This is a genomic window from Nocardia sp. NPDC050712, from assembly GCF_040654295.1.
Lineage (GTDB): Bacteria > Actinomycetota > Actinomycetes > Mycobacteriales > Mycobacteriaceae > Nocardia.
On the sequence record NZ_JBFAHT010000004.1, the window covers coordinates 208,235 to 231,636 of the forward strand.

Annotated in this window: 23 protein-coding genes and 1 other RNA gene; 10 read left to right on the plus strand and 14 right to left on the minus strand. The window is 68.9% G+C overall.

Annotated features, from left to right (window positions below):
• Window positions 1–17: 17 nt before the first annotated feature.
• From AB0H76_RS29115 to AB0H76_RS29130, 4 genes are all read right to left on the minus strand, one after another.
• Complete coding sequence (locus AB0H76_RS29115; protein WP_357330216.1) at window positions 18–3,032, minus strand: bifunctional [glutamine synthetase] adenylyltransferase/[glutamine synthetase]-adenylyl-L-tyrosine phosphorylase; 3,015 nt, start codon at window positions 3,030–3,032, stop codon at window positions 18–20.
• Window positions 3,033–3,118: 86 nt separating this feature from the next.
• Window positions 3,119–4,459, minus strand: coding sequence for a type I glutamate--ammonia ligase (gene glnA / locus AB0H76_RS29120; protein ID WP_357330217.1), 1,341 nt, complete (start codon window positions 4,457–4,459; stop codon window positions 3,119–3,121).
• A 126-nt stretch (window positions 4,460–4,585) separates the two neighbouring features.
• Window positions 4,586–5,446: an alpha/beta fold hydrolase gene (locus AB0H76_RS29125; RefSeq protein WP_357330218.1), complete on the minus strand. Its 861-nt coding sequence runs from the start codon at window positions 5,444–5,446 to the stop codon at window positions 4,586–4,588.
• A 72-nt stretch (window positions 5,447–5,518) separates the two neighbouring features.
• Entirely contained in the window at window positions 5,519–7,060 is a 1,542-nt protein-coding gene (locus AB0H76_RS29130) for an alpha/beta hydrolase (RefSeq protein ID WP_357330219.1), read from the minus strand.
• A 147-nt stretch (window positions 7,061–7,207) separates the two neighbouring features.
• Here AB0H76_RS29130 and panB point away from each other — a divergent pair, with 147 nt between their 5' ends.
• The 4 genes from panB to AB0H76_RS29150 all read left to right on the plus strand — a co-directional run bounded on the left by panB (window position 7,208) and on the right by AB0H76_RS29150 (window position 10,618).
• A complete protein-coding gene (panB, locus tag AB0H76_RS29135) occupies window positions 7,208–8,062 on the plus strand; it encodes a 3-methyl-2-oxobutanoate hydroxymethyltransferase (RefSeq protein WP_357330220.1) in 855 nt (284 codons plus the stop codon).
• Between the two features lie 171 nt (window positions 8,063–8,233).
• Window positions 8,234–8,626, plus strand: coding sequence for a hypothetical protein (locus AB0H76_RS29140; protein WP_357330221.1), 393 nt, complete (start codon window positions 8,234–8,236; stop codon window positions 8,624–8,626).
• Window positions 8,623–9,594, plus strand: a complete 972-nt coding sequence (pip, locus tag AB0H76_RS29145; RefSeq protein ID WP_357330913.1) for a prolyl aminopeptidase — start codon at window positions 8,623–8,625, stop codon at window positions 9,592–9,594. The genes AB0H76_RS29140 and pip overlap by 4 nt, the downstream gene beginning before the upstream one ends.
• 4 nt (window positions 9,595–9,598) lie before the next feature.
• Entirely contained in the window at window positions 9,599–10,618 is a 1,020-nt protein-coding gene (locus AB0H76_RS29150) for a CHAD domain-containing protein (protein ID WP_357330222.1), read from the plus strand.
• Here the strand turns inward: AB0H76_RS29150 and AB0H76_RS29155 are convergent.
• Together AB0H76_RS29155 and AB0H76_RS29160 are read right to left on the minus strand one after the other, a co-directional pair.
• On the minus strand, window positions 10,606–12,048 hold the full coding sequence (locus tag AB0H76_RS29155; RefSeq protein WP_357330223.1) for an RNB domain-containing ribonuclease: 1,443 nt from the start codon (window positions 12,046–12,048) through the stop codon (window positions 10,606–10,608). The genes AB0H76_RS29150 and AB0H76_RS29155 overlap by 13 nt on opposite strands.
• A gap of 20 nt (window positions 12,049–12,068) precedes the next feature.
• Complete coding sequence (locus AB0H76_RS29160; RefSeq protein WP_357330224.1) at window positions 12,069–12,443, minus strand: hypothetical protein; 375 nt, start codon at window positions 12,441–12,443, stop codon at window positions 12,069–12,071.
• Window positions 12,444–12,827: 384 nt separating this feature from the next.
• Between AB0H76_RS29160 and AB0H76_RS29165 the strand changes: the two genes are divergently transcribed.
• A complete protein-coding gene (locus AB0H76_RS29165) occupies window positions 12,828–13,208 on the plus strand; it encodes a hypothetical protein (protein ID WP_357330225.1) in 381 nt (126 codons plus the stop codon).
• On the opposite strand, the gene AB0H76_RS29170 is transcribed toward AB0H76_RS29165, so the two are convergent.
• Window positions 13,205–14,002, minus strand: a complete 798-nt coding sequence (locus AB0H76_RS29170) for a slipin family protein (protein ID WP_357330226.1) — start codon at window positions 14,000–14,002, stop codon at window positions 13,205–13,207. The two genes, AB0H76_RS29165 and AB0H76_RS29170, sit on opposite strands and share 4 nt — an antisense overlap.
• A 78-nt stretch (window positions 14,003–14,080) precedes the next feature.
• An RNA gene (gene rnpB, locus AB0H76_RS29175) (RNase P RNA component class A) lies at window positions 14,081–14,485 on the minus strand.
• Window positions 14,486–14,570: 85 nt separating this feature from the next.
• Between rnpB and AB0H76_RS29180 the strand changes: the two genes are divergently transcribed.
• Both AB0H76_RS29180 and AB0H76_RS29185 read left to right on the plus strand, forming a co-directional pair.
• A complete protein-coding gene (locus AB0H76_RS29180) occupies window positions 14,571–15,458 on the plus strand; it encodes an alpha/beta fold hydrolase (RefSeq protein WP_357330227.1) in 888 nt (295 codons plus the stop codon).
• Between the two features lie 79 nt (window positions 15,459–15,537).
• Window positions 15,538–16,056, plus strand: a complete 519-nt coding sequence (locus AB0H76_RS29185; protein ID WP_357330228.1) for a TrmH family RNA methyltransferase — start codon at window positions 15,538–15,540, stop codon at window positions 16,054–16,056.
• Between the two features lie 4 nt (window positions 16,057–16,060).
• Here the strand turns inward: AB0H76_RS29185 and AB0H76_RS29190 are convergent, their stop codons facing one another.
• The 6 genes from AB0H76_RS29190 to AB0H76_RS29215 all read right to left on the minus strand — a co-directional run bounded on the left by AB0H76_RS29190 (window position 16,061) and on the right by AB0H76_RS29215 (window position 20,708).
• Entirely contained in the window at window positions 16,061–16,318 is a 258-nt protein-coding gene (locus AB0H76_RS29190) for a DUF4235 domain-containing protein (protein ID WP_357330229.1), read from the minus strand.
• Complete coding sequence (locus AB0H76_RS29195) at window positions 16,318–16,581, minus strand: hypothetical protein (protein ID WP_357330230.1); 264 nt, start codon at window positions 16,579–16,581, stop codon at window positions 16,318–16,320. Before AB0H76_RS29195 ends, AB0H76_RS29190 begins: the two co-directional genes overlap by 1 nt.
• Before the next feature lie 2 nt (window positions 16,582–16,583).
• Entirely contained in the window at window positions 16,584–17,606 is a 1,023-nt protein-coding gene (locus AB0H76_RS29200; RefSeq protein ID WP_357330231.1) for a YihY/virulence factor BrkB family protein, read from the minus strand.
• 167 nt (window positions 17,607–17,773) lie between these two features.
• Window positions 17,774–18,478 carry a hypothetical protein gene (locus tag AB0H76_RS29205; RefSeq protein WP_357330232.1) on the minus strand — a complete coding sequence of 235 codons (705 nt, stop codon included), beginning with the start codon at window positions 18,476–18,478 and terminating at the stop codon, window positions 17,774–17,776.
• A 242-nt stretch (window positions 18,479–18,720) separates the two neighbouring features.
• Window positions 18,721–19,932: a bifunctional RNase H/acid phosphatase gene (locus AB0H76_RS29210; RefSeq protein ID WP_357330914.1), complete on the minus strand. Its 1,212-nt coding sequence runs from the start codon at window positions 19,930–19,932 to the stop codon at window positions 18,721–18,723.
• Between the two features lie 38 nt (window positions 19,933–19,970).
• Entirely contained in the window at window positions 19,971–20,708 is a 738-nt protein-coding gene (locus AB0H76_RS29215; protein ID WP_357330233.1) for a C4-type zinc ribbon domain-containing protein, read from the minus strand.
• Between the two features lie 364 nt (window positions 20,709–21,072).
• Between AB0H76_RS29215 and AB0H76_RS29220 the strand changes: the two genes are divergently transcribed.
• Genes AB0H76_RS29220 through AB0H76_RS29230 form a run of 3 tightly spaced genes read left to right on the plus strand, consistent with a single transcriptional unit; the run spans window position 21,073 to window position 23,402 of the window.
• Window positions 21,073–21,618 carry a DUF3558 domain-containing protein gene (locus tag AB0H76_RS29220; RefSeq protein WP_357330234.1) on the plus strand — a complete coding sequence of 182 codons (546 nt, stop codon included), beginning with the start codon at window positions 21,073–21,075 and terminating at the stop codon, window positions 21,616–21,618.
• Window positions 21,619–21,669: 51 nt separating this feature from the next.
• Window positions 21,670–22,059 (plus strand): hypothetical protein, encoded by a 390-nt coding sequence (locus AB0H76_RS29225; protein WP_357330235.1) that lies wholly within the window; start codon window positions 21,670–21,672, stop codon window positions 22,057–22,059.
• A complete protein-coding gene (locus tag AB0H76_RS29230; protein ID WP_357330236.1) occupies window positions 22,059–23,402 on the plus strand; it encodes a hypothetical protein in 1,344 nt (447 codons plus the stop codon). The genes AB0H76_RS29225 and AB0H76_RS29230 overlap by 1 nt, the downstream gene beginning before the upstream one ends.

Genomic DNA, 23,402 nt, shown 5'->3' on the forward strand with positions numbered 1-23,402 from the left:
ATCTCCCGGCGCACCGCTCAGTCGCCGCCGAAGACCCGCTCCACCACCGCTTTCGCGCGGCGGGTGATGCGCATGTAGTTGTCGAGGAATTCGGCGCCGTCGTCGTTGGGCCAGCCGGCGACGCGGGCCACGGCCGAGAGCAACCGGCCCGGGCCGGGGAGCTGATCGGTGGGCTTGCCGCGGACCAGGACCAGGGCGTTGCGGGCCTTGGTCGCCGTGAGCCAGGCATCGCGCAGCAGGGCGACGTCGGCCGGCTCCAGCAGCTTGGCTTCCTCGATCACATCGAGGCATTCCAGCGTGGAGGTGTTGTGCAGGCCTTGGATCTCGTGGGCGTGGCGCAGCTGCAGCAGCTGCACCGTCCATTCGATGTCGGCCAGGCCGCCGCGGCCGAGTTTGGTGTGGGTGGCCGGATTCGCGCCGCGCGGCAGCCGCTCGGAATCGACCCGGGCCTTGATGCGGCGGATCTCGCGGACCGCCTCCGGGGACACCCCGCCCGCGGGATAGCGGACCTTGTCGATGGTGCGCAGGAAGCGCACGCCCAGCGCCGCGTCACCGGCGACCTGGTGGGCGCGCAGCAGCGCCTGCATCTCCCACGGCTGGGCCCACTGCTCGTAGTAGGCGGCGTAGGCCGCCAGCGTGCGCACCAGGGCGCCGTTGCGGCCCTCCGGGCGCAGGCCCGCGTCGACTTGCAGCGGTGGGTCGGTACTCGGCGCGCCCAGCAGGCGCTGCACCTTCTCCGCCACCGAGATCGACCACTTCACCGCCAGGGTCTCGTCGACCCCCGGTCTGGGGTCGCAGACGAACAGCACGTCGGCGTCGGAGCCGTAACCGAGTTCCATGCCGCCGAGGCGGCCCATCCCGATGACCGCCATGTCGGCGGGCGCGGGCTCGCCCCGTTCGGCCTCACTGGCCCGGATGATCGCGGCGAGCGAGGCTTCCAGCGTCGCCACCCACACCGCGGACAGCGCCCGGCACACCTGCTGCACGTCGAGCATGCCGAGCAGATCGGCCGAGGCGACGCGGGCCAGTTCGTGCCTGCGCAGCGAACGGGCCGCCGCCACAGCGCGTTTCGGCTCGTCGTAGCGGGCGGCGGCGGTCAGGATGCCGCGCAGGACGTCGTCGGGCTGCGGACTGAGCAGCAGCGGGCCGCTCGGCCCGTCGGCGTACATCCGGATCGTGTCGGGCGCGTTGATCAGCAGGTCGGGCAGGTACTCCGAGGAGCCGAGCACGATCATGAGCCGCTGCGCGATCGCCCCTTCGTCGCGCAGTTCGCGCAGGAACCAGATCTGGTCGTCGAGGCCCTCGGAGACCCGGCGATAAGCGAGCAGGCCGGCGTCGGGATTCGGTGTCTCCCCGAGCCATTCGAGCAACGTCGGCAGCAGCAGGGCCTGGATCCGGCCCTTGCGCGACACCCCGCCGGTGAGCGCCTTCAGGTGACTGAGCGCGTGCTCCGGCGAGGTATAACCGAGCGCCTTGAGCTGGCGCACCGCCGCGTCCGGGCTCAGCCGCAGCGCGTCGGACTCCAGCCGGACCACCGAATCCAGCAGCGGGCGATAGAACAGCTTGGCGTGTAACCGCCGGACCCGCACCGCGTTCCGGCGAATCTCGGACGCGAGCACGCCGACGGCGTCCTGTCTGCCGTCGGGCCGGATGTGCGCCGCGCGCGCCAGCCACCGCATGCCCTCCTCGTCGTCGGCCGCGGGCAGGGTGTGCGTGCGCTTGAGCCGCTGCAACTGCAACCGATGTTCGAGCAGACGCAGAAATTCGTAGGAGGCAGTGAGATTCGCGGCGTCGTCGCGCCCGACGTAGCCGCCGGCCGCCAGCGCCGTCAGCGCCTCGACCGTGCCCTGCACGTGCAGCGTGTCGTCGACCCGGCCGTGCACCAATTGCAGGAGCTGGACCGCGAATTCGACGTCGCGCAGGCTGCCGTGCCCGAGTTTGAGCTCGCGCTCGCGCAGGTCCGCGGGCACCAGATCCTCCACCCGGCGGCGCATGGCCTGCACGTCGGTGACGAAATCCTCCCGCTCGCTGGCGGCCCAGACCATCGGCATCAGCGCGTCGCGGTAGTCCTGGCCCAGCTCCAGATCGCCGGTCATCGGCCGGTTCTTCAGCAGCGCCTGGAATTCCCAGGTCCGGGCCCAGCGCTTGTAGTAGGCGACATGCGAGTCCAGCGTCCGGACCAGCGCGCCCGCCTTGCCCTCCGGGCGCAGCGCGGCGTCGACCTCGAAGAAGGCCTGGCTGCCCACGCTCATCAGTTCCGCGGCCAGCCGGGTCGCGGTGGCGTCGGCCGGTTCGGCGACGAAGACCACGTCCACGTCGCTCACGTAGTTGAGTTCGCAGGCGCCGCTCTTGCCCATGGCGATCACGGCCAGACGCACCGGCACCGGGCGGTCCTTGCAGACCCGCGCCACCGCGACCGCGAGCGCCGCCGTCAGCGCGGCATCGGCCAGCGCCGTGAGATGTTTGCCCACCACCTGGTAGGGCAGGACCGGCTCGTTCTCCACCGTGGCCGCCAGATCCAGCGCCGCGAGAAGCATGAGCTGATCGCGATAGCGCCGGCGCAGCAGCGCCACCGTCTCCGGACCCGAGATCCCGGCTCTGTACAGCATCGGGCCGGCGTTCGGCCCCTCCTCCGGCACCGCCTGCACGGCGTCGAGCAGATCCGCGATCAACTCGTCCCGGTCGGGTAACTCGGTGCGCCGCAACGACGTCCACACCGCGGGCTCGGAAACCAGATGATCGCCGAACGCGCTCGACGACCCGATCAGCGCGAACAGCCTGCCGCGCAACGACGTATCGGCCCGCAGCGCCGAATCCAGTTCGGCCCAGCCCGCGCCCAGCGCCTCGCGCAACCGGACCAGCGTGCTCAGCGCCAGGTCGGCGTCGGGCGCCCGGGACAACGCCCACAGCACCGGGATGCTGTCGAGGTTGTCCCAGGCCAGCTCGCGCAGCGACTCGGCGGCGTTCGGCTCGAGCAACCCGAGCCGACCGACGCCGGGGACCGCTGAGCGCTGCGTTGGGGGCCGAACCATAGCTCCCAACCTAGTTGTCCGGACAACGCTTTCCGGCGCAGGGCACGGAAAGACACGCAAACGGTACTTTTCGGGCAGCAGCCGCTTTACAGGCCCAGATATTCCTTGAGCTCGAACGGCGTGACCTGGCTGCGGTAGTCGGCCCATTCCCGGCGCTTGTTGCGCAGGAAGAAGTCGAACACGTGCTCACCCAGCGTCTCGGCGACCAGCTCGGACCGCTCCATCGCCTGCAGCGCCTCGTCCAGGGTGCCCGGCAACTCCCGGAAGCCCATGGCGCGGCGCTCCGCGGAGGTCAGCGACCACACGTCGTCCTCGGCCTCGGGCGGCAGGGTGTAGCCCTTCTCGATGCCGCGCAGACCGGCCGCGAGCAGCACCGCGAAGGTCAGGTACGGGTTGCAGGCCGAATCGGGGCTGCGGATCTCGACGCGCCGCGAGGAGGACTTGTTCGGGGTGTACATCGGCACCCGGACCAGCGCGGAACGGTTCGACCGGCCCCAGGAGGCGGCCGTCGGGGCCTCGCCGCCGTGGATCAGGCGCTTGTAGGAGTTCACCCACTGGTTGGTGATCGCCGAGATCTCCGGCGCGTGCTCCAGGATGCCCGCGATGAACGCGCGCGCCGTGCCGGACAGGTTGTCCGGGTCGTCGGGATCGGCGAAGGCGTTCGCCTCGCCCTCGAACAGGCTCATGTGGGTGTGCATCGCCGAGCCCGGGTACTCCGCGAACGGCTTGGGCATGAAGGTGGCCCGCACGCCCTCGTCGATCGCCACCTCTTTGATCAGGTAGCGGAAGGTCATCACGTTGTCGGCCATGGACAGCGCGTCCGCGTAGCGCAGGTCGATCTCCTGCTGGCCCGGGGCGCCCTCGTGGTGGCTGAACTCCACCGAGATGCCCATGGACTCCAGCGCGTCGATGGCGTGGCGGCGGAAGTTCGGCGCCGAATCGTGCACGGCCTGGTCGAAGAAGCCGCCGCTGTCGGCCGGGACCGGCTTGGAGCCGTCCTGCGGGCTGTCCTTGAGCAGGAAGAATTCGATCTCGGGGTGCACGTAGCAGCTGAACCCGACATCGGCGGCCTTGTTCAGCTGACGCCGCAGCACGTGGCGCGGGTCGGCCCAGGACGGCGAGCCGTCGGGCATGGTGATGTCGCAGAACATGCGCGCGGAGTGCTGGTGGCCCTTGGAGGTGGCCCAAGGCAACACCTGGAAGGTGGAGGGGTCCGGCCGGGCGACCATGTCGGCCTCCGAGACGCGGGCGAAGCCCTCGATGGCCGAGCCGTCGAATCCGATGCCCTCCTCGAACGCGCCCTCCAGCTCGGCGGGAGCGATCGCGACGGACTTCAGATAACCCAAGACGTCGGTGAACCAGAGCCGCACGAAGCGGATGTCCCGCTCTTCGAGCGTCCGCAGCACGAATTCCTTCTGGCGATCCATGGTGGCGAGCGTAGGCACCTGGCGTTAAATCCGTGTTACGTAGCGGCTGAAGATTGCGAACAGTGCGTCCGCGCACCAGGGCGAGATCCGCTCGGCACCTCCGTGACGGCGGGATCTCGGGTGCGATCAGGGCAGCGGATTGGCCTCGAACAGTTGCCACATGCGGTTCATCATCTCGGTGCGCCGGGCACCGGTCGGCCAATAGTGGCTACCGCCGTGGTACACGCGCCAGAGCACTTCGGTGCCGGAATCACAGTCCCACCGCTTGGTGTCCTTGACGTCGGTGCCGCCGTCGTTCGCCTCGCCGACGCACTCGCGGTTCTCCCGCAGCCAGTACCACGCGTGGCCGGCGGCGACCGGCTCGACCACGGTGGCGTCAGCGGCCGAGGCGAAAACGCCCCAGGAGATGGCCCGGGCCGGATCGCAACCGAGCGGCGGCGGCGCGGGTGCGTACACCGCGCCCGAGGCGAAGAAGGCCGACTCCGCGCACCCCACCCGCGAGGCCATCTGCCCGCCGTTGGAGTGCCCGGCGAGGTGTATGCGTTTGGGATCAACGCACCATTCGGCCCGGACGGCCGCCACCACCTTCATGATGAAGGCGACATCCTCCGCGTCGGCGTACCAGGCCCAGGTCGCCGGGTCGGCGTCGCCTTCGTCTTTCCGGCCCTGCGGGGCGACCACGATGAACTTCTCCTGGGCGGCGAATTCGGCCCAGCCCGATTCACCCAGGTGCTTGCCCGGATTGCTGAAACCGCCGTGCAGCGCGACCACGAGCGGGGCGCGCCGCGGAAGGCCGGCGGGGACGTTGACGAGGTACTCCCGGCCGTCGATCGTGGCCGATCGGTTGCCGTCGGTCGGCGCCGTCGCGCAGGCGGCGGCCGGGTCGTCGACGGTTTCCGCCTCGGCGCTCGCGGGGCCGGCGGCAATCGCGAGCGCGAGGACCGCGACTACGAGGGCGGCTAGTCGGGTGCGGAAGGGCGACGCCACAGAAACTCCTTGTGTCCGAACGCTGTCCGCCACCACTCTGGCATGCCAGAGCATAAAGTTCTATGCGATAGTTCAGTCGGACGGGCCGCAGCTGAGGGTCGACCCCGGTTCGGTCAGGTTCGTCAGGTACGCGATGACCGCGCTGTCCAGGCATTCGTCACCGGCGACCAGGGCGGCGGTGTGGCGGGTGCCGTGGAAGGTGATCAGGGACGCGCCGAGCTGCTGGGCCAGGTCGACGCCGGCCTGATACGGGGTGGCGGGGTCCTCGGTGGTGGAAACGACGACCACCTTCGGCAGCCCCGGCACCGAGATCCGGTGCGGCTCGGAGCTGTTGGGCACCGGCCAGAACGCGCACAGTTCCAGGGCCGCCGCGCCGGTGCCGGTGCCGTCGTCGAGGAACGGGGCGGCCTTGCGGTAGTTGGCGTCCTGGCGGGACGCGATCGCCGGGTCGGTGATGCGCGGGTCGTCGACGCAGCGGATGGCGTTGAAGGCGTCCTGGGTGTTGGTGTAGGTGCCGTCGTCGTTGCGGCCGTCGTACATGTCGGCCAGTTGCAGCAGGGTGTCGCCGCGGCCCTGCGCCAGTTCGGTCAGGCCGGTGGACAGCCCGCGCCACAGCGAGTCGGAGTAGAGCGCCTGCTGCACGCCGGTGATGGCGTCGCCGTAGGACAGGCCGCGCGGGTCCTTCGTCCGGGCCGGCTTGTCCGGCAGCGGATTCACCAGATCCCGGAAACGCGCGACCGCCAGGGCGGGGTCGGTGCCGAGCGGGCAGTCGGGCTGCCGCACGCAGTCGGCGCTGAAGCCGTCGAAAGCCTTCTGGAATCCGGCGGCCTGGCGCAGCGACTCCTCGACCGGGTCCTGCGAGGAATCGATGGCGCCGTCGAGCACCAGGGCCCGCACCCGGTCGGGATACTTCTCGGCGTAGGCCGAACCCAGCTTGGTGCCGTAGGAGTAGCCCAGGTAGCTGAGCTTCGAATCGCCCAGCACCGCGCGGATGACGTCCATGTCCTGCACGACCTCACGGGTGCCGACGTGGGAGAGGAACTCGGTGCCGGTCCGTTCGACGCATTTGCCGACGTATTCCTTGTTCTCGGTCTCCTGGACCGCGATGCCCTCGGGCGTATTGCCCACCGGGCGCTCGGCCCGCTCGGCGTCGGTCTCCTGCGGATTCAGGCAGGTGATCGACGGCGTCGAGGACCCGACGCCGCGCGGATCGAACCCGACTCGGTCGAAGCGCTCGGCCAGCGCCGAGCCACCGGCCAGGCTCACGATCGACAAACCCGACACCCCGGGGCCACCCGGGTTCAGCAGCAACGACCCGATCTTCTTGCCCGACGCCGGAATCCGGGACAGGGCGAGCTGCGCGGTCGCGCCCTGCGGCTGCGCGTAGTCGACCGGCACGGTGAGCTTCGCGCACTCCGCGGACGGGGGCAGCCGCTCACCGGTGACCTCGGCGCACGACCCCCAGTCCACCGTCTGCCCGTAGAACTTGTCCAGCGCCGCCGGGGTCGGCGGCATCGGCGCGGTCGGGCGCGGCGGTTCACTGTCCTGCGCCGAGCAGCCCCCCGCGACCAACGCCAGCACCGCAACACCCAGCACGCCCCGTCGCAAGCCCATGGCCCCGATCCTGCCAGGACGCCGGTGTGACCGATCGCACCGGGGAGGACTCTTATTCGAGGTAGGGCGGCGGTGGCAAAATAGAGGGGTCAGAAGACCCGGGGACCCGATATGGGCCTCGAGGCGACACCCAACGAAGGGACGATGATGTCCGTATCCGATTCGGAAACCCCGGCCTACGGCGCGGCCCCGGCCGAACCGCAGAAGCGGCGCAAGACCCGCGTCACCCATCTGCAGCAGATGAAGGCCGACGGCGAGAAGTGGGCCATGCTCACCGCCTACGACTATTCCTCGGCCCGCCTCTTCGAAGAGGCCGGTATCCCGGTGCTGCTGGTCGGCGATTCCGCGGCCAACGTGGTGTACGGCTACGACACCACCGTGCCGATCACCGTCGACGAGCTGATCCCGCTGGTCCGCGGCGTGGTCCGGGGCGCGCCCAACGCCCTGGTGGTGGCCGACCTGCCGTTCGGCACCTACGAGTCCTCGCCGCAGCAGGCGCTGGCCACCGCCACCCGGTTCATGAAAGAGGGCCAGGCGCACGCGGTGAAGCTGGAGGGCGGCGAGCGCGTCGCCGAGCAGATCGCGCTGATCACCGCGGCCGGCATCCCCGTGATGGCGCACATCGGCTTCACCCCGCAGAGCGTCAACACCCTCGGCGGTTTCCGCGTGCAGGGCCGGGGCGACGCCGCCGAGCAGCTCATCCACGACGCCATCGCCGTGCAGGAGGCGGGCGCGTTCGCCGTGGTGATGGAGATGGTGCCGGCCGAGCTGGCCGGTCAGGTCACGCACAAGCTGACCATTCCGACCGTCGGCATCGGCGCCGGCGCGGATTGCGATGCCCAGGTGCTGGTCTGGCAGGACATGGCCGGCTACACCAGCGGCAAGACGGCCAAGTTCGTCAAGCGCTTCGCCGACATCGGCCCGGACCTGCGCAAGGCCGCCGCCGACTACGCCGACGAGGTCCGCCGGGGCACCTTCCCCGGCCCGGAGCACAGCTTCTGATTTCGGTGACGAGTGGGGCATGACCGCGGCGTTCGGCCCGGTCATGTCCCACTTTTCGTGGCTACCCCGGACGGGGATGGCAGACTCGGGGCGATGCTGTCGACACGAGTGACGAGGTTTGGAATGCCGCAGAGCCGTTGGATTTCCCGCAGTAGCTTGGTGGTGGCGGGGATGTTCGCCACGGTCGCACTGGCCGCGTGCACCACCACGGGCGATCCGAATCCCGCCGGGACGTCCGGGTCGGCCACCTCCTCCGCGCAGGGGTCGACGAGCGCGGCCGCGCCGACCACCACCCTGGAGATCTCCGACGCGAGCGCCGAGCAGCTCTGCGATCTGATCGAGCCGGAACTGTCGAGCTGGCGGGTGCAGGGGCCGACGCTGGGCAAGATCGGGCTGAACGCGCTGGTCCACCAGTGGGGTGTGCAGCAGGGCGGCATCAACGGCCATATCCTGCACGACAAGTCGATCATCGACACGACCACCACCAAGGCCTGCCCGGAGGTCCGCCAGCAGGCCATCCAGGCCCTGGAGCTCCCGAACCTCGCCGCGGGGATCGCCTTCTGATGACCCTGCGCACCTTCTACCCCGCGATCGAACCGATCGAGACCGGCCTGCTCGACGTCGGCGACGGCCAGCAGATGTACTGGGAGGTCAGCGGCAATCCCGACGGTAAGCCGGTGGTGTTCCTGCACGGCGGGCCCGGCGGCGGCACCGACCCGAGTTACCGGCGCTTCTTCGATCCGGCGGCCTATCGCATCGTGCTGCTCGATCAGCGCGGATGTGGCCGCAGCACACCGCATATCGCCGACGGCGCGAGCCTGGAGACCAACACCACGCCGCATCTGATCGCCGATATCGAGGCGCTGCGTACCCATTTGGGCATCGAGCGCTGGCAGGTGTTCGGCGGGTCCTGGGGCTCCACCCTGGCCCTGGCCTACGCCCAGCAGTATCCGGAGCGGGTCACCGAACTGGTACTGCGCGGCATCTTCCTGTTGCGGCGCAAGGAGATCGACTGGTACTACAACGGGGCCGCGGGCAACATGTACCCGGACCTGTGGGAGAAGTTTCTCGCCCCGGTGCCGCTCGACCAGCGCGACAGCGATCTGGTGGAGGTCTACCACCGGCTGCTGCACTCCCCCGACCCGGAGGTCGCCACGGCCGCGGCCGTCGCCTGGACCACCTGGGAGGGCGCGACCAGCACCCTGCTGCCGAACCCGGAGCGGGTGGCCGAATCCGGGGAACCCCGTTTCGCGCTCGCCTTCGCGCGCATCGAGAATCACTACTTCCGCCACGGCGGATTCCTCGAGGAGGGCCAGCTGCTGCGCGACCTCGCTAAGATCACCCACATCCCCGTGGTGATCGTGCAGGGCCGGCACGATGTCGTGTGCCCGCCGGTCAGCGCGTGGGATCTGCACCGCGCCTGGCCCGGTTCGGTGCTGCACATCGTCGACGACGCCGGGCACGCCTCCAACGAACCCGGCATCGTGCACCGATTGGTCGAGGCGACCGACGAATTCGCGAAAGTGAAGTGATCGCATGGCGGACAGCGCCGGTACGGCATTCATCGCGGCCCTAGCCGGCGATGTCGACCGGCTGCTGGCCGCCGAACCCGAAGTCCGTTCCGACGCCGACGATTCGGTGCATCAGATGCGGGTGGCGACCCGCCGGCTGCGCAGCGTGCTGCGTTCCTATCGGATGCTGCTGCAACGGGATCGGGCCGACGAGATCAGCCAGGAACTCAAGTGGCTGGCGGGCCTGCTCGGGGTGGCCCGCGACGCCGAGGTCCGCGCCGACCGCTTCGAGACGCTGCTGGCCGAGCACGCCGCCGCGGCGGTCGAGGTCACCGACATCGACACGGTCACCGGGAAACCCGCCGCCGAGGACGACGTCGCCGCGCCGCGCAACACCGTGCCCGTCACCGTCGGCGAACATCATGTCGCCGCGCCCATCACCACCGCCGAGGATGTCGAGCGGGTCACCGCGCGCCTGGTGGCCGCCGAACGCGCCCGCTACGACGGCGCGCACGCTCAGATCCTGGCCGCCCTGGACGACGACCGCTACCGCGCGCTGCGAAACACCCTGTCGGACTGGAAGTCCGGCCCGCCGCTGCGCCCTTCCCGCGCCGCCGTCCCCGCCCCTGATTTCTTCCGCGTCGTCCTGCAACGCGACCACGAACGCATCGAGGCCTTCATCCGCGCCGAGCCCAGCACCGACCCGGCCGAGCGTATCGAGATGCTGCACGACATCCGCAAGAGCGCCAAGCGCCTGCGCTACTCCTGCGAGGCCGCCGCCGAGATTCTCGGCGCCGAAGCCACCGATCTCGGACGCCACGCCAAACACCTGCAATCCGTGCTCGGCGACCACCGCGACGCCATCGAATCCTGCGAGGCGATCCATCTGCGCGCCGCCGAAGCCGAAGCCGCAGGCGAGAACCCGGCGCTCTACCATCTGCTGGCCGCGGCCGAGACCGACGCCGCGCATCATGAGCTGGAGCGCTACCCCGAGGCCGCCGAAGCGCTCACCTCGCACCGGCAGGCGCCGGGTCAGGCGGAGTAGGTGAACACGATCTTGCGGGTGGTGGGGTCCGCGGCGGTGAGCTGAACCCGCACGGTCGCGCCTTCCGGCGGCGCGCCGTTGCAGGGGCCGAGCACGGGCGGGTCGGCGATGAAGATCTCGGCGGCGCGGTTGCCGTTGGCCTCGCGGATGACCACCGCGTCGAAGGTGGCGCCGACGCGTTCGGAGAGCAGGGTGGATTCGGTCAGGTCGATGCAGGCGCGTTCGACCTTGCCCGCCAGCGCGTCCGAGCGGCGCAGCGCGGTGACGACCTCGGCGAGACCGTCGCGAACCCATTGCGGGACTTCGGTTCCCGCGCAGCGGGCCAGGCAGATCTCGGTGGCGTAGCGGTCGCCCAGACGGCGCAGCGGCGCGGTCACGTGCGCGTAGGGGGCCCCTATCGCACTGTGTTCCAACGAATCCGGCCGGCCTTCGGGATCGCCGTTGAGCACGGTGTACCCCGCGCCGCGCAACAGCCCGGTCGCCTCGGACATGAGCACCAGGGCCGCCGGAGTATTCGGGTCCAGCAGCGCCAGCATCTGTCCCACCTGCTGCTCGGCCGGCCAGTGCACGCCCAGCGCGGCCGCGGTGCGGCGCATCGCGGCGATGGCGGATTCAGCGGGCGGCGGCATCGTCCGCAACAGCGCGATGACCTGCCCGGAGTCGTCCCCGCGCAGCATGATTCGGGCCGCGACCATGCCGGTCAGCAGCGAGACCTGTTCGTTCCAGTCGTCGGCCGCGGTCCGCGGTTCGACCACGAGTTGCCAGTGCCCGTCGGTGCCGTCGTCGCGGATGATGCTCTGCGAGGGCAGCCGCAGCCCGATCGCGCCGCGCGCCAGCCCGGCTTCGATGCGCCGCTGACCGAATTCCGGCAGGGCAGCGATCGACGGGTGCAGGCGGCCCGCGTCGGCGTCGGCTTGCACGCCCGCGTAGTCCAGGCGCGCCCGGGAGCGGACCAGGGCCCGCTCGACCCGGAACTCCGAAGGCGCACCGGCGGAATCGCATTCGATGGTCCACAGCACGGCGGGCCGGGTCTGATCCGGCAGCAGGCTGGCCGAATCCTCCGACAGCTCCGGCGGGTGCAGCGGCACGGTGCCATCGGGTAAGTAGAAGGTTTGCCCCCGGGCCACCGATTCGCGCGCCAGCGCGCCGTCGGGGCGAATCACGGCGGCGACGTCGGCGATCGCGTAGTGCACGAGGAAGCCGGTCGCGGTGCGTTCCAGATGGACCGCCTGATCGAGATCCAGCGCGCCGGGCGGGTCGATCGTCACCAGGGCCAGATCGGTGCGATCGATCCGAAAGCCCGCGAACGCGTCGGACGCGTCGCGGGCTTCCGCGGTGGCCTCGGCGGGATACGCCGAGGCCAAACCGAATTCGGACCTGATGGCCCCGAAGTCCACCGGGGCCGACACGATCCGCTGGTGCAGTTCCACAGTGTGAGAGCCGCTCGCTACTACTGCAGCGCCAGCATCGTGCCGTTCAGCTCATTGAGCGGACCGAACACGGTAAAAGTGACCCGGCCGTTCGGCACAGCCGCCGACACCCCGGCCGCGGCGTCGAGCGCCTGACCGAACGATGCCGCCGACGGATGCGGCAAACCGGCAATCGCCAGACCGATATTGGACTGACTGACCCACTGGGTATCACCAGGGGTGAGGTCGACCTGCACCCCACCCGGCAACGGCGTCACCGCGACCGCATTCGCGGACCCGGCGCCCAGCACGGCGAAAACCGATGCGGCCCCGGCGATAAGCGCGCCGGCGACCAGTGAACGAACTACCCGCATATGTTTTGAGACCTGCTTCCTGCACTCGGAGAAGAAGAGCACCCGTCAGACCGCCCCGCCAACGGGTATTACCAACGGCGACCACTCTATGACGTCGATCACTCCAAAGGCCAGTTACCGACGAAACGCCGTGCCGGACCAGCCAAACCGGCCGCGGCTGTTAGGGTTCCCCGGCGATCCGCGCGGTGCTCGGTCCGTGCGGCTCGCAAAGTGTCCGTGTACGTCGACAATTGGGAGAAACGCAGTCATGTCAACGATCCTCTTCGACTACCTGATGCCGGTCCTCGGCCCGGATCAGGCCGCGTATTGGGCCTCGGTCTTTGTGATCAACCCGACCTGACCTCACGGTTTTCGTACACGCGGTGGCCGCCTTCCGTTCACCGGACGGAAGGCGGCTTTCGCGGGATGGGGCTAGCATCCCGCAACGTGATCAGAACTACCGCCGCCATCGCGGCCAGCTCCACCGTCTTCGCCGCCCTGCTGCTCGCCGGCTGCGGTGGCGAGGACACGGCGACTCCGGCCACCTCGTCGACCGCCGCCTCGGCCTCGGCCGCCTCGATCATCGACAGCGCCCGCGCCGGCACCTTCGTGGTCAGCTACAAGTCCGCCTTCCCCAAGCTCGCGACCGGCCGCTCCGATGCCCAGATCGCCGAGATCCTCACCGAGACCTGCAAGGACGTGAAGGCGGCCAAGTCCGAGGACGCCATCGTCGCCAACATCATCAAGCTGGCCAAGAACGGTTCGGCCGAGGCCTCCAAGGAGGAGGCGCAGTCGGTCTACCAGATGGCCAAGATCATGTGCGGCTAGTCCGGGTCCTTCGGCTCCGCCCCTTTGACCTCGGGGGTGCTCCGTTCCAGGAAGCGCAGCAGCTCCACCGGGAACGGCAGCACCAGCGTCGAATTCTTCTCCGCCGCAACCTGAACCACCGTTTCCAGCAACCGCAGTTGCAGCGAGGCGGGCGATTCCGCCATCCGCGCGCCCGCCTCGGCCAGCATCTGCGAGGCCTGCAACTCGCCCTCGGCCGAGATGACCCGGGCGCGGCGTTCCCGCTCGGCCTCGGCCTGGCGCGACATCGACCGCTTCAGCGATTCGGGCAGCGCCACATCCTTGATCTCCACCCGATCGATGTGCACGCCCCAACCCAGGGCCGGGCTGTCGATCAGGATCTCCAGACCCTTGTTCAACTCGGCGCGGTTGGACAGCAGGTCGTCCAGCTCGCTCTTGCCGATGATCGAGCGCAGTGAGGTCTGGGCCACCTGCCCGACGGCGAACAGATAGTTCTGCACCTCCACGACCGCGCACTGCGGATCGACCACCCGGAAGTACACCACCGCGTCCACCCGGACGGTGACGTTGTCGCGGGTGATGCCGTCCTGGGCCGGCACCGGCAGCGTGACGATCTGGGTCGAGACCTTGCGCATCTTGTCGACGAACGGAATCAGCAGGCGCAGACCGGGTTCCCGGACGCCGGCCACCTTGCCGAGGCGGAACACCACCCCGCGTTCGTACTGCGCGACCACGCGCGCGCCCAGGGCGGTGAGCACCGCGCCCGCGACCACCCCCACCCCGAAGATGCTGCCGACGATGCCGAGAATGTCCATAGCCGCTCCCTGCGCTCCCCCACTCCATCATGCACCCGCAAGGGTGGGCGGAGCGGGGAAACTCGGAGGCCGAGCGGGCGGACGAGTTGGCCTGTAAGCCGGATCCTGTCCCCGGCTCGCGCCGGGTGACGACCATCCATCTGGACACACCGTTGCCGGGTGCCTCGAGCGGCCCACCCGCAGGCTCGGGCGAGCAGCCCTCGAACGCCTGCGCAGTCGCACCGCGAGGTGCGACCTTCGACCTTGCTCCGGGCGGGGTTTACCTAGCCGCCCCGGTCGCCCGGGGCGCTGGTGCGCTCTTACCGCACCGTTTCACCCTTACCGGGGTTGCCCCCGGCGGTCTGTTTTCTGTGGCACTGTCCCGCGGGTCACCCCGGGTTGCCGTTAACAACCGCCCTGCTCTGTGGAGTCCGGACTTTCCTCGGCGCGGGGCGGCGGCACACGCGTGCCCGTTCCCTGCGCCGCGGTCGCCCGGCCAACTCGTCCGCGTGCCCAGCGTAGCCGGTGCGTTGCGGCGGACCCAACCACGCCGCGAATGCGGCAGCCGAACACAGTACGGTAATGGCCCATGGAACGTCTCGAGGTCAGTTTCCCGTCGGGTAACGAGCATTGCGCCGGCTGGCTGTATCCTCCCGCAGGCGTCCCCAAGCCCCGCCCACTCGTGGTCATGGGGCACGGTCTGGGGGGCACACGGGATATGGGTCTGGATCGCTACGCCCGGCGGTTCGCCGCGGCGGGCATGGCGGTGCTGGTATTCGACTACCGGCATTTCGGCGCCAGCGGCGGGGAGCCCCGGCAGGTGATCAATATTTCCAGACAGCGCACGGACTGGCGTAACGCCATCGCCTACGCGCGCACCCTGCGCGGCATCGACAAGACGCGAATCGCGTTGTGGGGCACCTCGTTCGGCGGCGGGCATGTGCTCTCGATCGCGCCCGAGGACGACTACCTGGCGGCCGTCGTCGCGCAGGTGCCGTTCACCAGCGGGTGGGCTTCCGGGCTGGCGAAGGGGCCGATCAGCCTGACCAAGGTCGCCACCCTGGCCACCACCGACGTGCTGCTCGCGCCGGTGCGGCGCAAGCCGATCCGGGTGAAGCTGGCCGGGCGCAAGCGGTCGGCGGCGTTGATGTCGGCCTCGGATGTGCCGGAGGGCTACGGCAGGCTCGCCGAGGAGAGCCTGACCTACGAGCCGAAAGTCGCGGCGCGCTTTGCCTTCTCGGCGCTGTTCGATTCGCCCGCGCGGCGGGTCAAGGGCTTGAAGGTGCCGGTGTTCTACGCCATCGCCGACCACGACTCGATCGCGCCGGCCAAGCCCACCCTGAAGGCGGCCGAACGCACGAAACACGCTGTGGTGAAACGGTATCCGGTGGGGCACTTCGACGTGTACTTCGACGACGTGTTCGAGCAGGCGGTCTACGACCAGACCGAGTTCCTGGTGTCGGTGCTGCGGCCCTGATCAGCGGGACGCGGCGTGCGGTATCGTCGATCGATATGAATTCTGTTCTCGCTCCGGGGAAGGCTCTTCCCCTTCCGCTGTGACGGCCGCGCGGGTTCGCACCCGCCCCGAACTGCGCCGCCAGCGCCGCCGCCGGGCACATGGCTGCTGGAACCACCTCCTGGCTGCCCCGCTGTGGCCCAAGCACGGCGTCAACCTGGGCACCTTGCTGCGCACCTGCGACGCGGTCGGAGCCTGCCTGGTGGTGCCCCGTAAGCCGTGGGTCCCCGATGCCCTGGATCATGGCAACACGCTGCGCACCCCCCAATGCGTGCACTGGGTCGACGGACGGGTGGACCGCTGGCTGCAACGCCAGCGCGCCGGCGGCTCGGCGATCGTCGGCGTCGAACTCACCGATGAGTCCATCCGCCTGGCCGACCTGCCGACCGCCCGCAAACGCACCGTGATGGTGCTCGGTCACGAGGCCGACGGGATCCCGCCGGAGGGATTGGAATACCTCGATCTCGCCGTCGAGATCCCGATGGTCGGCACCGGCCACAGCCTCAATGTCGCGGTGGCCGGTTCACTCGTCCTCTACAAATTGGCGGGCCTGATCTGAGTGGCTAGGCCGGCCAGGTGCCGGTCACCGACTGATACCCGGTGGCACTGGCGCGATTCAGGGCCGCGCGGACCAGCCCGAAGATCGCGCCCTGCAACGCGGCCGCGGCCAGCACCTCTTGCCAGCTGTGGTCTTTCGCGGTGGCGTCGGGCGCCTCGTCCTCGCCGGTCAGCGTTCCCCACACCTTGCTGAACACCGCGCCGGCGAGCAGACCGCCCAGCACGCTGATCAGCATCTCCAAGGGCTTGTACACGGTGCGCATCATCGCCTCCGCAGGATCAGCCAGACCAGCAGGGCCGCGGCGGCTCCCGCGGCGGCCAGGGCCGGGGTCGCCCGGCTCTTCTTGGCCGCCGGTGCGTTCGCCTCCGCCCGATCGACGAGATCGCGAGCCTTGGTGCGGACCCGGTCCACCGCGGCGGTGGCGGCGACGGCGGCCTGCACCGTGCCCTGGTCCGCCTTCTTCTTGACGCCTCCGGCGATCTCGTGCAACCGATCTATCTCGGAGGTCGATTTTCGTGGACTCATCTCTATCTCCCTTTCATTATCGGTACTTTCGCGGCGCCGGCGTCCGAGCGTTCTTTTGGGCTGTCGGAATCGTCGTCCGCCTCCTGCCGTGGCGGCAGGAACGGCTCCTGCTCGGGTGGCATGCCCTCTTCGATCCGGCGGCCGCGCGCCAGTTCCGCGTCGAACTCGGCGCCCAGCAGGACGGCGATATTCGAGATCCACAGCCAGACCAGGAAGACCGCGACACCGCCGAGCGAGCCGTAGGTCTTGTTGTAGGAGCCGAAATTGGCGACGTAGACCGCGAATCCGGCCGAGGCCGCGATCCAGACCAGCACGGCCAGCACGCTGCCCGGGCTCAGCCAGCGAAAGCCCGGCTGTTGCGCGTTCGGCGCCACCCAGTACAGCAGGGCGAAGGCCAGGCTGATCAGAATGGCCAGCACCGGCCACTTCACGATGTCCCAGGCCGTCACGCCGGCCGAGCCGACGCCGAGCCACTGGCCCGCCCGGTCCGCGATGCCGCCGGTGGCGACCACCCCGACCGCGCACACCGCGAGCAACACCACCATCAGCGCGGTCAGCCCGACGCGCACCGGCACCGTCTTCCAGATCGGGCGGCCCTCGTCGACGTCGTAGATCGCGTTCGACGCCCGCATGAATGCGCCGATGTAGCCCGACGCCGTCCACAGTGCGGTCAGCAGGCCGATGATGGCCAGCGGGCCCGCGATCTGTTGCGAGCCTTGCAGTTCCTTGATCGCGTCGACCAGCAGCGTGGTGGCACTACCGGCGCCGACGTCCTCGACGGTCTGGATCAGCGTCTGGGTCTGTGAGTCGCCCAGCAACCCCAGCAGGGCGGTGCAGACGATGATCGCGGGGAACAGCGACAGCATGGAGTAGTAGGTCAGCGCCGCGGCCCAGTCCATCAGATTGTCGTCCAGGAACTCGGCGCCGGTGCGCCGCAGCACGCCCCACCAGGACCGCCACTTCAGCTGCGTCGGACCCACCGACCAGTCTGTTTTGTGCTTGCCCTCGTGCCACCCGCCGCGCATCACGTCACCTTCCGATCGAAGGCCGCAATACCCCTGGCTACCAGGCCCAAACCCGCAGGGAGATCGCCCCTTTGACAGCCCGGCACGCATACGCGCCGCATGATCACGGCCCGTAAACGAGAGCACCGCCGCACCCGAGCGGGTACGGCGGTGCCTCGCGAATTCGCTTAGACCGGGCGGAAACCGGCGCCCGGGCCGCCCATGCTGTCGATCGCCGCGAGGATCTCACCGATCGGCGCGAAGTACGCCGGCGAGTGGATCGGGTTGGCGGCGGTGCTGCACGGGATATCGAAGCCGATACCCGCGAGACCGGTCAGACGGCCCAGGTTCAGGCCGACCAGGCGGTCGCCCACGGTGACCGGGCCGCCGGAATCGCCCGGCTTGGAGCAGGCCTGGTTCAGCGTGGTGATCTCATCCAGGTTGCCCCAGACCAGACCGCACCCCGGACCGCTGGTGCGGCCGTTGGAGCAGACCGTGCTGCCCGGCGCCGGGGGCGCGCCGATGCCGGCGACGGTGGTCGCGCCGACCGTGCGCACCGGCGTGACCCGCTGCTTGTCGAAGACCAGCACCGAGAAGTCCAGCCCCTCACCATCGTCGGAGTACGCGACGATGCCGACCGCGCCCGCGCGCAGCTGCGTCTCCGAGCCGACCAGCGACCCGGTGGGCGCGCAGTGCCCGGCGGTCAGGCCGACCAGGCGGCCCGCGTTGTCGTAGCCGATGGCCCCCAGTGAACACGCGTGATCGTTTTCGAAGACGAGCCCCGAGCTCGCGCCCAGCACCACACCCCCCGGATCGGCCTGTGCGGTACCTGCCAGGGCAGCACCCACACCCGCGATGACGGCAGCAATGGCCGCCACGCCTCTGAACTTCACGTAGAACTCTTTCTCTCGAAACACCAGCCGGCGCCCGGGATTCCCCCCGCACGCCGGCCACACCCTCACATCATGGAGTACCACCCCGACAAGGTTCTCCCCGCACTGTCTATCCGCCGGAAAATCTCACATCGCGAACCGTGAGCTACCAGGGATCGACCGCGGGGTGAATACTCGGCCACTACTCCGACTGTCGATCGGCGACGAGCAATGGCTCGTTACTTTTTGGGCGCGCCGAAGCTTCAGGCGAGGTAGGAGGTGTCGTTCACCAGGCGGACGGAAGAACCGCCGTCCGGGTAGAACTCGGCGACCGAGAGCGAGGCCAGATCCAGATGCAGCCGGTAGAGCAGGGACGGGCCGACACCCAGCGCGAGTTGCAGCAGGGTCTTGATCGGCGTGACGTGACTGACCACCACGACGTTCTCCCCCGGGTACGTCGCCACCAGATCGCGGCGCACCGCCTCGATCCGCTCGCGGACCGCGTCGAAGCTCTCGCCGCCCGGCGGGGTCACCGAGGTGTCGCCGAGCCAGCGCGCGTGCAGCTCCGGATCCTGTTGCGCGGCTTCGGGAAAGGTCAGGCCCTCCCAGTCGCCGAAATCGGTTTCGATGAGTCCGTCGAGGATGCGCACCGGCACGTCCAGCAGGGTGGCCGCCGCCTCGGCGGTCTCCCGGGCGCGGCCCAGCGGCGAGCTGACGATCGCGGCGATATTGCCCTTCGCCGCCAGCGTTTTCGCGGCGTGCGCGGCTTGGTCGCGACCGTGGGCGGTCAGCGGCGGGTTGCCGCGGCCCGAATACCGGCGCTGCACCGAGAGTTCCGTCTGACCGTGCCGCAGGAGCAGCAGGCGGGTCGGGCGGCCGATCGCGCCGGTCCAGCCGGGACTGGAGGTTTCGGGCGCGCTCTTCGTAGTCTTCTCCGCCGCAGCCGAATTCGAGCTCTCGGTCCAGGGCGCCGGGGCGGCCTCAGCGGCGCGCGGTTCCTCGCGCACGCGGTACTCCCCGATCGAATCACCGTGGCCCGCAGCGCGTGCCGCGTGCACCTCGTCGATCAGGGGCGCGTCGTCCATGGCCGCGTTCGCCAGGCTGTCGGCATGGGAATTCTCCGCGCGCGGAATCCACTGGAAGCTCACCCGATCGAACCCCGCCACCAGACGACGCGCGCGATCGGCGAGCGGAATCATCGAGGCGTGCTTGACCTTCCAGCGCCCCGACATCTGCTCCACCACCAGCTTGGAGTCCATCCGCACCTCGACGACGCGCGCGCCGAGCTCCGCCGCCGCCTCCAGCCCCGCGATCAACCCGCGATACTCCGCGACATTGTTCGTCGCGACGCCGATACTCTCGCGCCGCTCGGCCAGCACCGCCGCATGCGCGGCGTCGAAAACCACCGCGCCGTACCCGGCCGGCCCGGGATTGCCCCGCGACCCGCCGTCGGCCTCGATGACCACGCGTTCGATACTCACCCGACCTCCTCCGACACCACGCCCGCCGACTGCTACAGGCCGGATTCCTTGGTACGCACCATGATCGCGCTGCACTCCGGGCAGCGGACCACCGATTCCGGGGCCGCCTTGGCGATCCGGGCGATCTCGCCGCGATCCAGTTCGATCCGGCAGGCGCCGCACCGGCGGGCCTGCAGCAGCGCCGCGCCCACACCGTTCTTGGTGCGCTGCTTGTCGTAGACGTCGAGCAACTCGGCCGGGAACAGGCCGACCAGCTTCGTCCGGTCCTGATCGCAACGCCCCTGCGCCACATTCAGATCCGCGAGCGCCTCGTCGCGCAGCCGCTGCGCGTCGGACAGTTCCTGCTCGGTCTTGCTGAGCCGGGCGCCGGCGTGATCGTGATCGGCGGCCGAGGCCTCCCGGCGCTCCATCACCTCGAGCAACTCGTCCTCCAGCACCGAGCGGCGCCGCTCCAGGCTGCCGAGCTCGTGCTGCAGCTCCGAAAGCTGCTTGGCGCCAACGCTGCCCGAGGTCAGCATGCCCTTGTCCCGGTCCTCCCGCTTGCGGACGGCGTCGATCTCGCCCTCCAGCTTGCGGATATCCCGATCCAGATCGTCGATCTGGATCTCCACCGCCACCGCGGCGTCCTTGTGCTTGTTGCGCTCCGCCTCCAGCCGCGCCACCTCCTGCTGCTCGGGCAGCACGGTGCGCCGATGTGCGATCCGCGTCAGCTCGGCGTCGACAGCGGCGAGCTGGAGCAGCTTGGCCTGGACCGGTGGTTCGACATTCAACGCGGGGAAACTCCTGAACGCTATGGACGGGTAGGGGGCATCCGGCCGACCTCGGCCGCCGAACACCAAGGGTCCACGGTACCCCGGTGCATCGGGGCCGGCGGCCATTGCCCGGGCACCCGCGCCCGCGGCCCCGCGGCGGTCCCGCGCGAGATTGGCTCCGAGCCCGGTCAGCGGGCGGATTTGGGTCTACGATCAGCACGAGATCGAACTTCTAGGGGGTTACCGTGGCCGGCTCGTACCGCACCACGTGAGGGGACTGCCGTCCCGCCGTCCGGACCAGTGAAAAGACTGGAACCGAGACCGGGGGTGGTGCGTCATATAGTTACGGAGGGGAAGAATCAACACCTACGCCAGGAGAGACATGCGTACCTACGTCCTACGGACCGTGATCGCGGGAGCCGCTGTGGTGGGACTGGCCGCTGGGTGCGGTACGGGGAAGTCGGTGGAGGGGACCGCCACGCCGACGACCCGGGATATCGACAAAATCGAGGTGTGGAACCCCTGCACGCAGCTGAGCAATGAAGCATTGCAGAAAGCGCGAGTCGACCCGGCCACGAAGACTGTCACCACTGACGCGCAAGGGGGGGCATCGTGGCGCGTCTGTAAGTGGCAGGCGACCGAACTCCCCATCTTCGTGACAGTTTTTTCCACGAGTCATACGCAGGACGAGTCGCGCGCGAACCCGAAACTCACCAATTTTCGTGACGTCACAATCGGTCCGCGGAAATCTCTGACCTACCAAGAGAAGTCCGAACCAAGTGCCGACGGGTGCTACGCCAGCCTGCCAGCTGAACAAGGAATGATCGAGGTCCGAGTCGGTAAGCGACAGACGAAGCCGATCGCGGCCGACCCCTGTGACCTGGCAGTCGGTTACGCCAAGGATCTCGAACCGTATCTGCCAAAGTAACCGGCCGTAAACCGGAGCAACTGCTAAAGCACAGTCAATGGGAGGGAACCCGTGGGGGACACCGATCTCCAAAGCCAGAAGAACAGCTGGCAAACACTCAAAACGCAGGGCCTCGCGGGCGAGTTCAAGATGGACAGCGATCTCGGCGAAGCTTTGAGAAAACGCTGCGAGACATTTGTGAGCGCGCTCGAACTGCTAAAGGATGACGCCAAGGGGCTCGACCACCTCCTGGGATACGGCACCCTCCCCTCCGCCATCGCGTTGCAGGGGAAGTTCGAGAAGAAGGCATCTGGCGACGACTCGGCTGTGAAGCGTCTCGAACAGCACATCGAAGTCGTCTCCTTGATGCACGACGCCTACGCCGCGGCGATCGGCAAGATTACACAAGCCGACCAGTCTGCAGCGTTGGCAACAAAGCAGCAGACCGAAGAGGTTAAATAATGGTCTTCCAATTCGTCGCTGCCGCAGCTGCAATTGCAGGCCTCAGTGGACACCAACAATCCGATAAGCAGAATGACGATGAGCGGGGCGAACGATCCAAGGCCAACCAGGAATGGAGTGGCGACCGGAACATCATCAATAACGAGTACAGCAAGCTCACCGGCACCTACAACGTCCCTGACAACATCAAGGTGCTCATCGGCGATGCTAATGAAGCATTCAAAACGTGGGATCACGAGAAGATCTGGGACGCACTAAACAACGAAAAAGGCGTTAAGTCAACCGATATTAATGCTGGCGCCGACGGTTGGCGCAATCTGGTTACGAAGACAAACGATGCGGTCGCGACGTTCAAGCAGGGCATCGAAACAGATATCAACGAAAAATGGGCCGGCAAGGCAGCCAACGCCGCCATGGAAGGAACCAGGAACTACATCAAGGATACCGAAAAGTTGTCAGCGGCTTTTCAGCAGGTCGCCAACAGCATCGACCTCTTCCAGGGCTACATCGTCCAGGCCCAGCAGTCGGTAACCGAGCCGAAGGAAGTCTCGAAGATAGGCGAGATCGTCGGCCATATCCCCGGTAACGGTGTACTGAAGCTCGAACAGCATCGAGCCAATGAGGCCTCGGCGAATGCCCAAGACATCATGGAGTCGATCTACAAACCGGGCGCGCAAAAAGTAGACGGGCAGACCCCGTTGCTACCGGCCCCGGTCAGCACGGTCACTCAGAACGCGAATGCCCCGAGCCCCACCGGCGGTCCGACAGGTGGCCCCACGGGCGGACCCACCGGCGGCCCCACGGGTGGCCCGACCGGCGGCCCCACCGCCGGCCCGACAGGCGGACCCACCGGAGCCCCCACCACCCCCGCGAACACCGAGTCCCCTTCCACGACTCCTCAGTCGACGGGCACCCCGACTACCGGTGTCCCCACGACGGGCGTACCGACGACCGGCGCCCCCACCACCCCCGCGACCACCAACGTCCCGAGCTCGAACGTCCCCACCTCCACCGTCCCTCGAACGGGCACTCCAGGCTCGAAGCTGGGCACCGGCACCCCGAAAACGAATGTCCCGGCGACCGCTACTCCGGGCACTCCGCGAACCGTCTCCGGTGTTCCCGGCACCGCGAACACCGGTGCGAGTGGTGCCGGCGGCAAGGGCACGGGTACCGGGTCCGGGCGCAGCGGCATGCCGGGCATGGGCGGCATGGGCAACCGTGGCGGCAAAGGCGAGGACGACGACGAGCACAAGATCCCCGACTATCTGATCCAGGACCGCGAGACCGAGCTGCTCGGCATACAGCCGCGTGTGCTCCCCCCGGGCGGGGTCATCGGCGGCTGA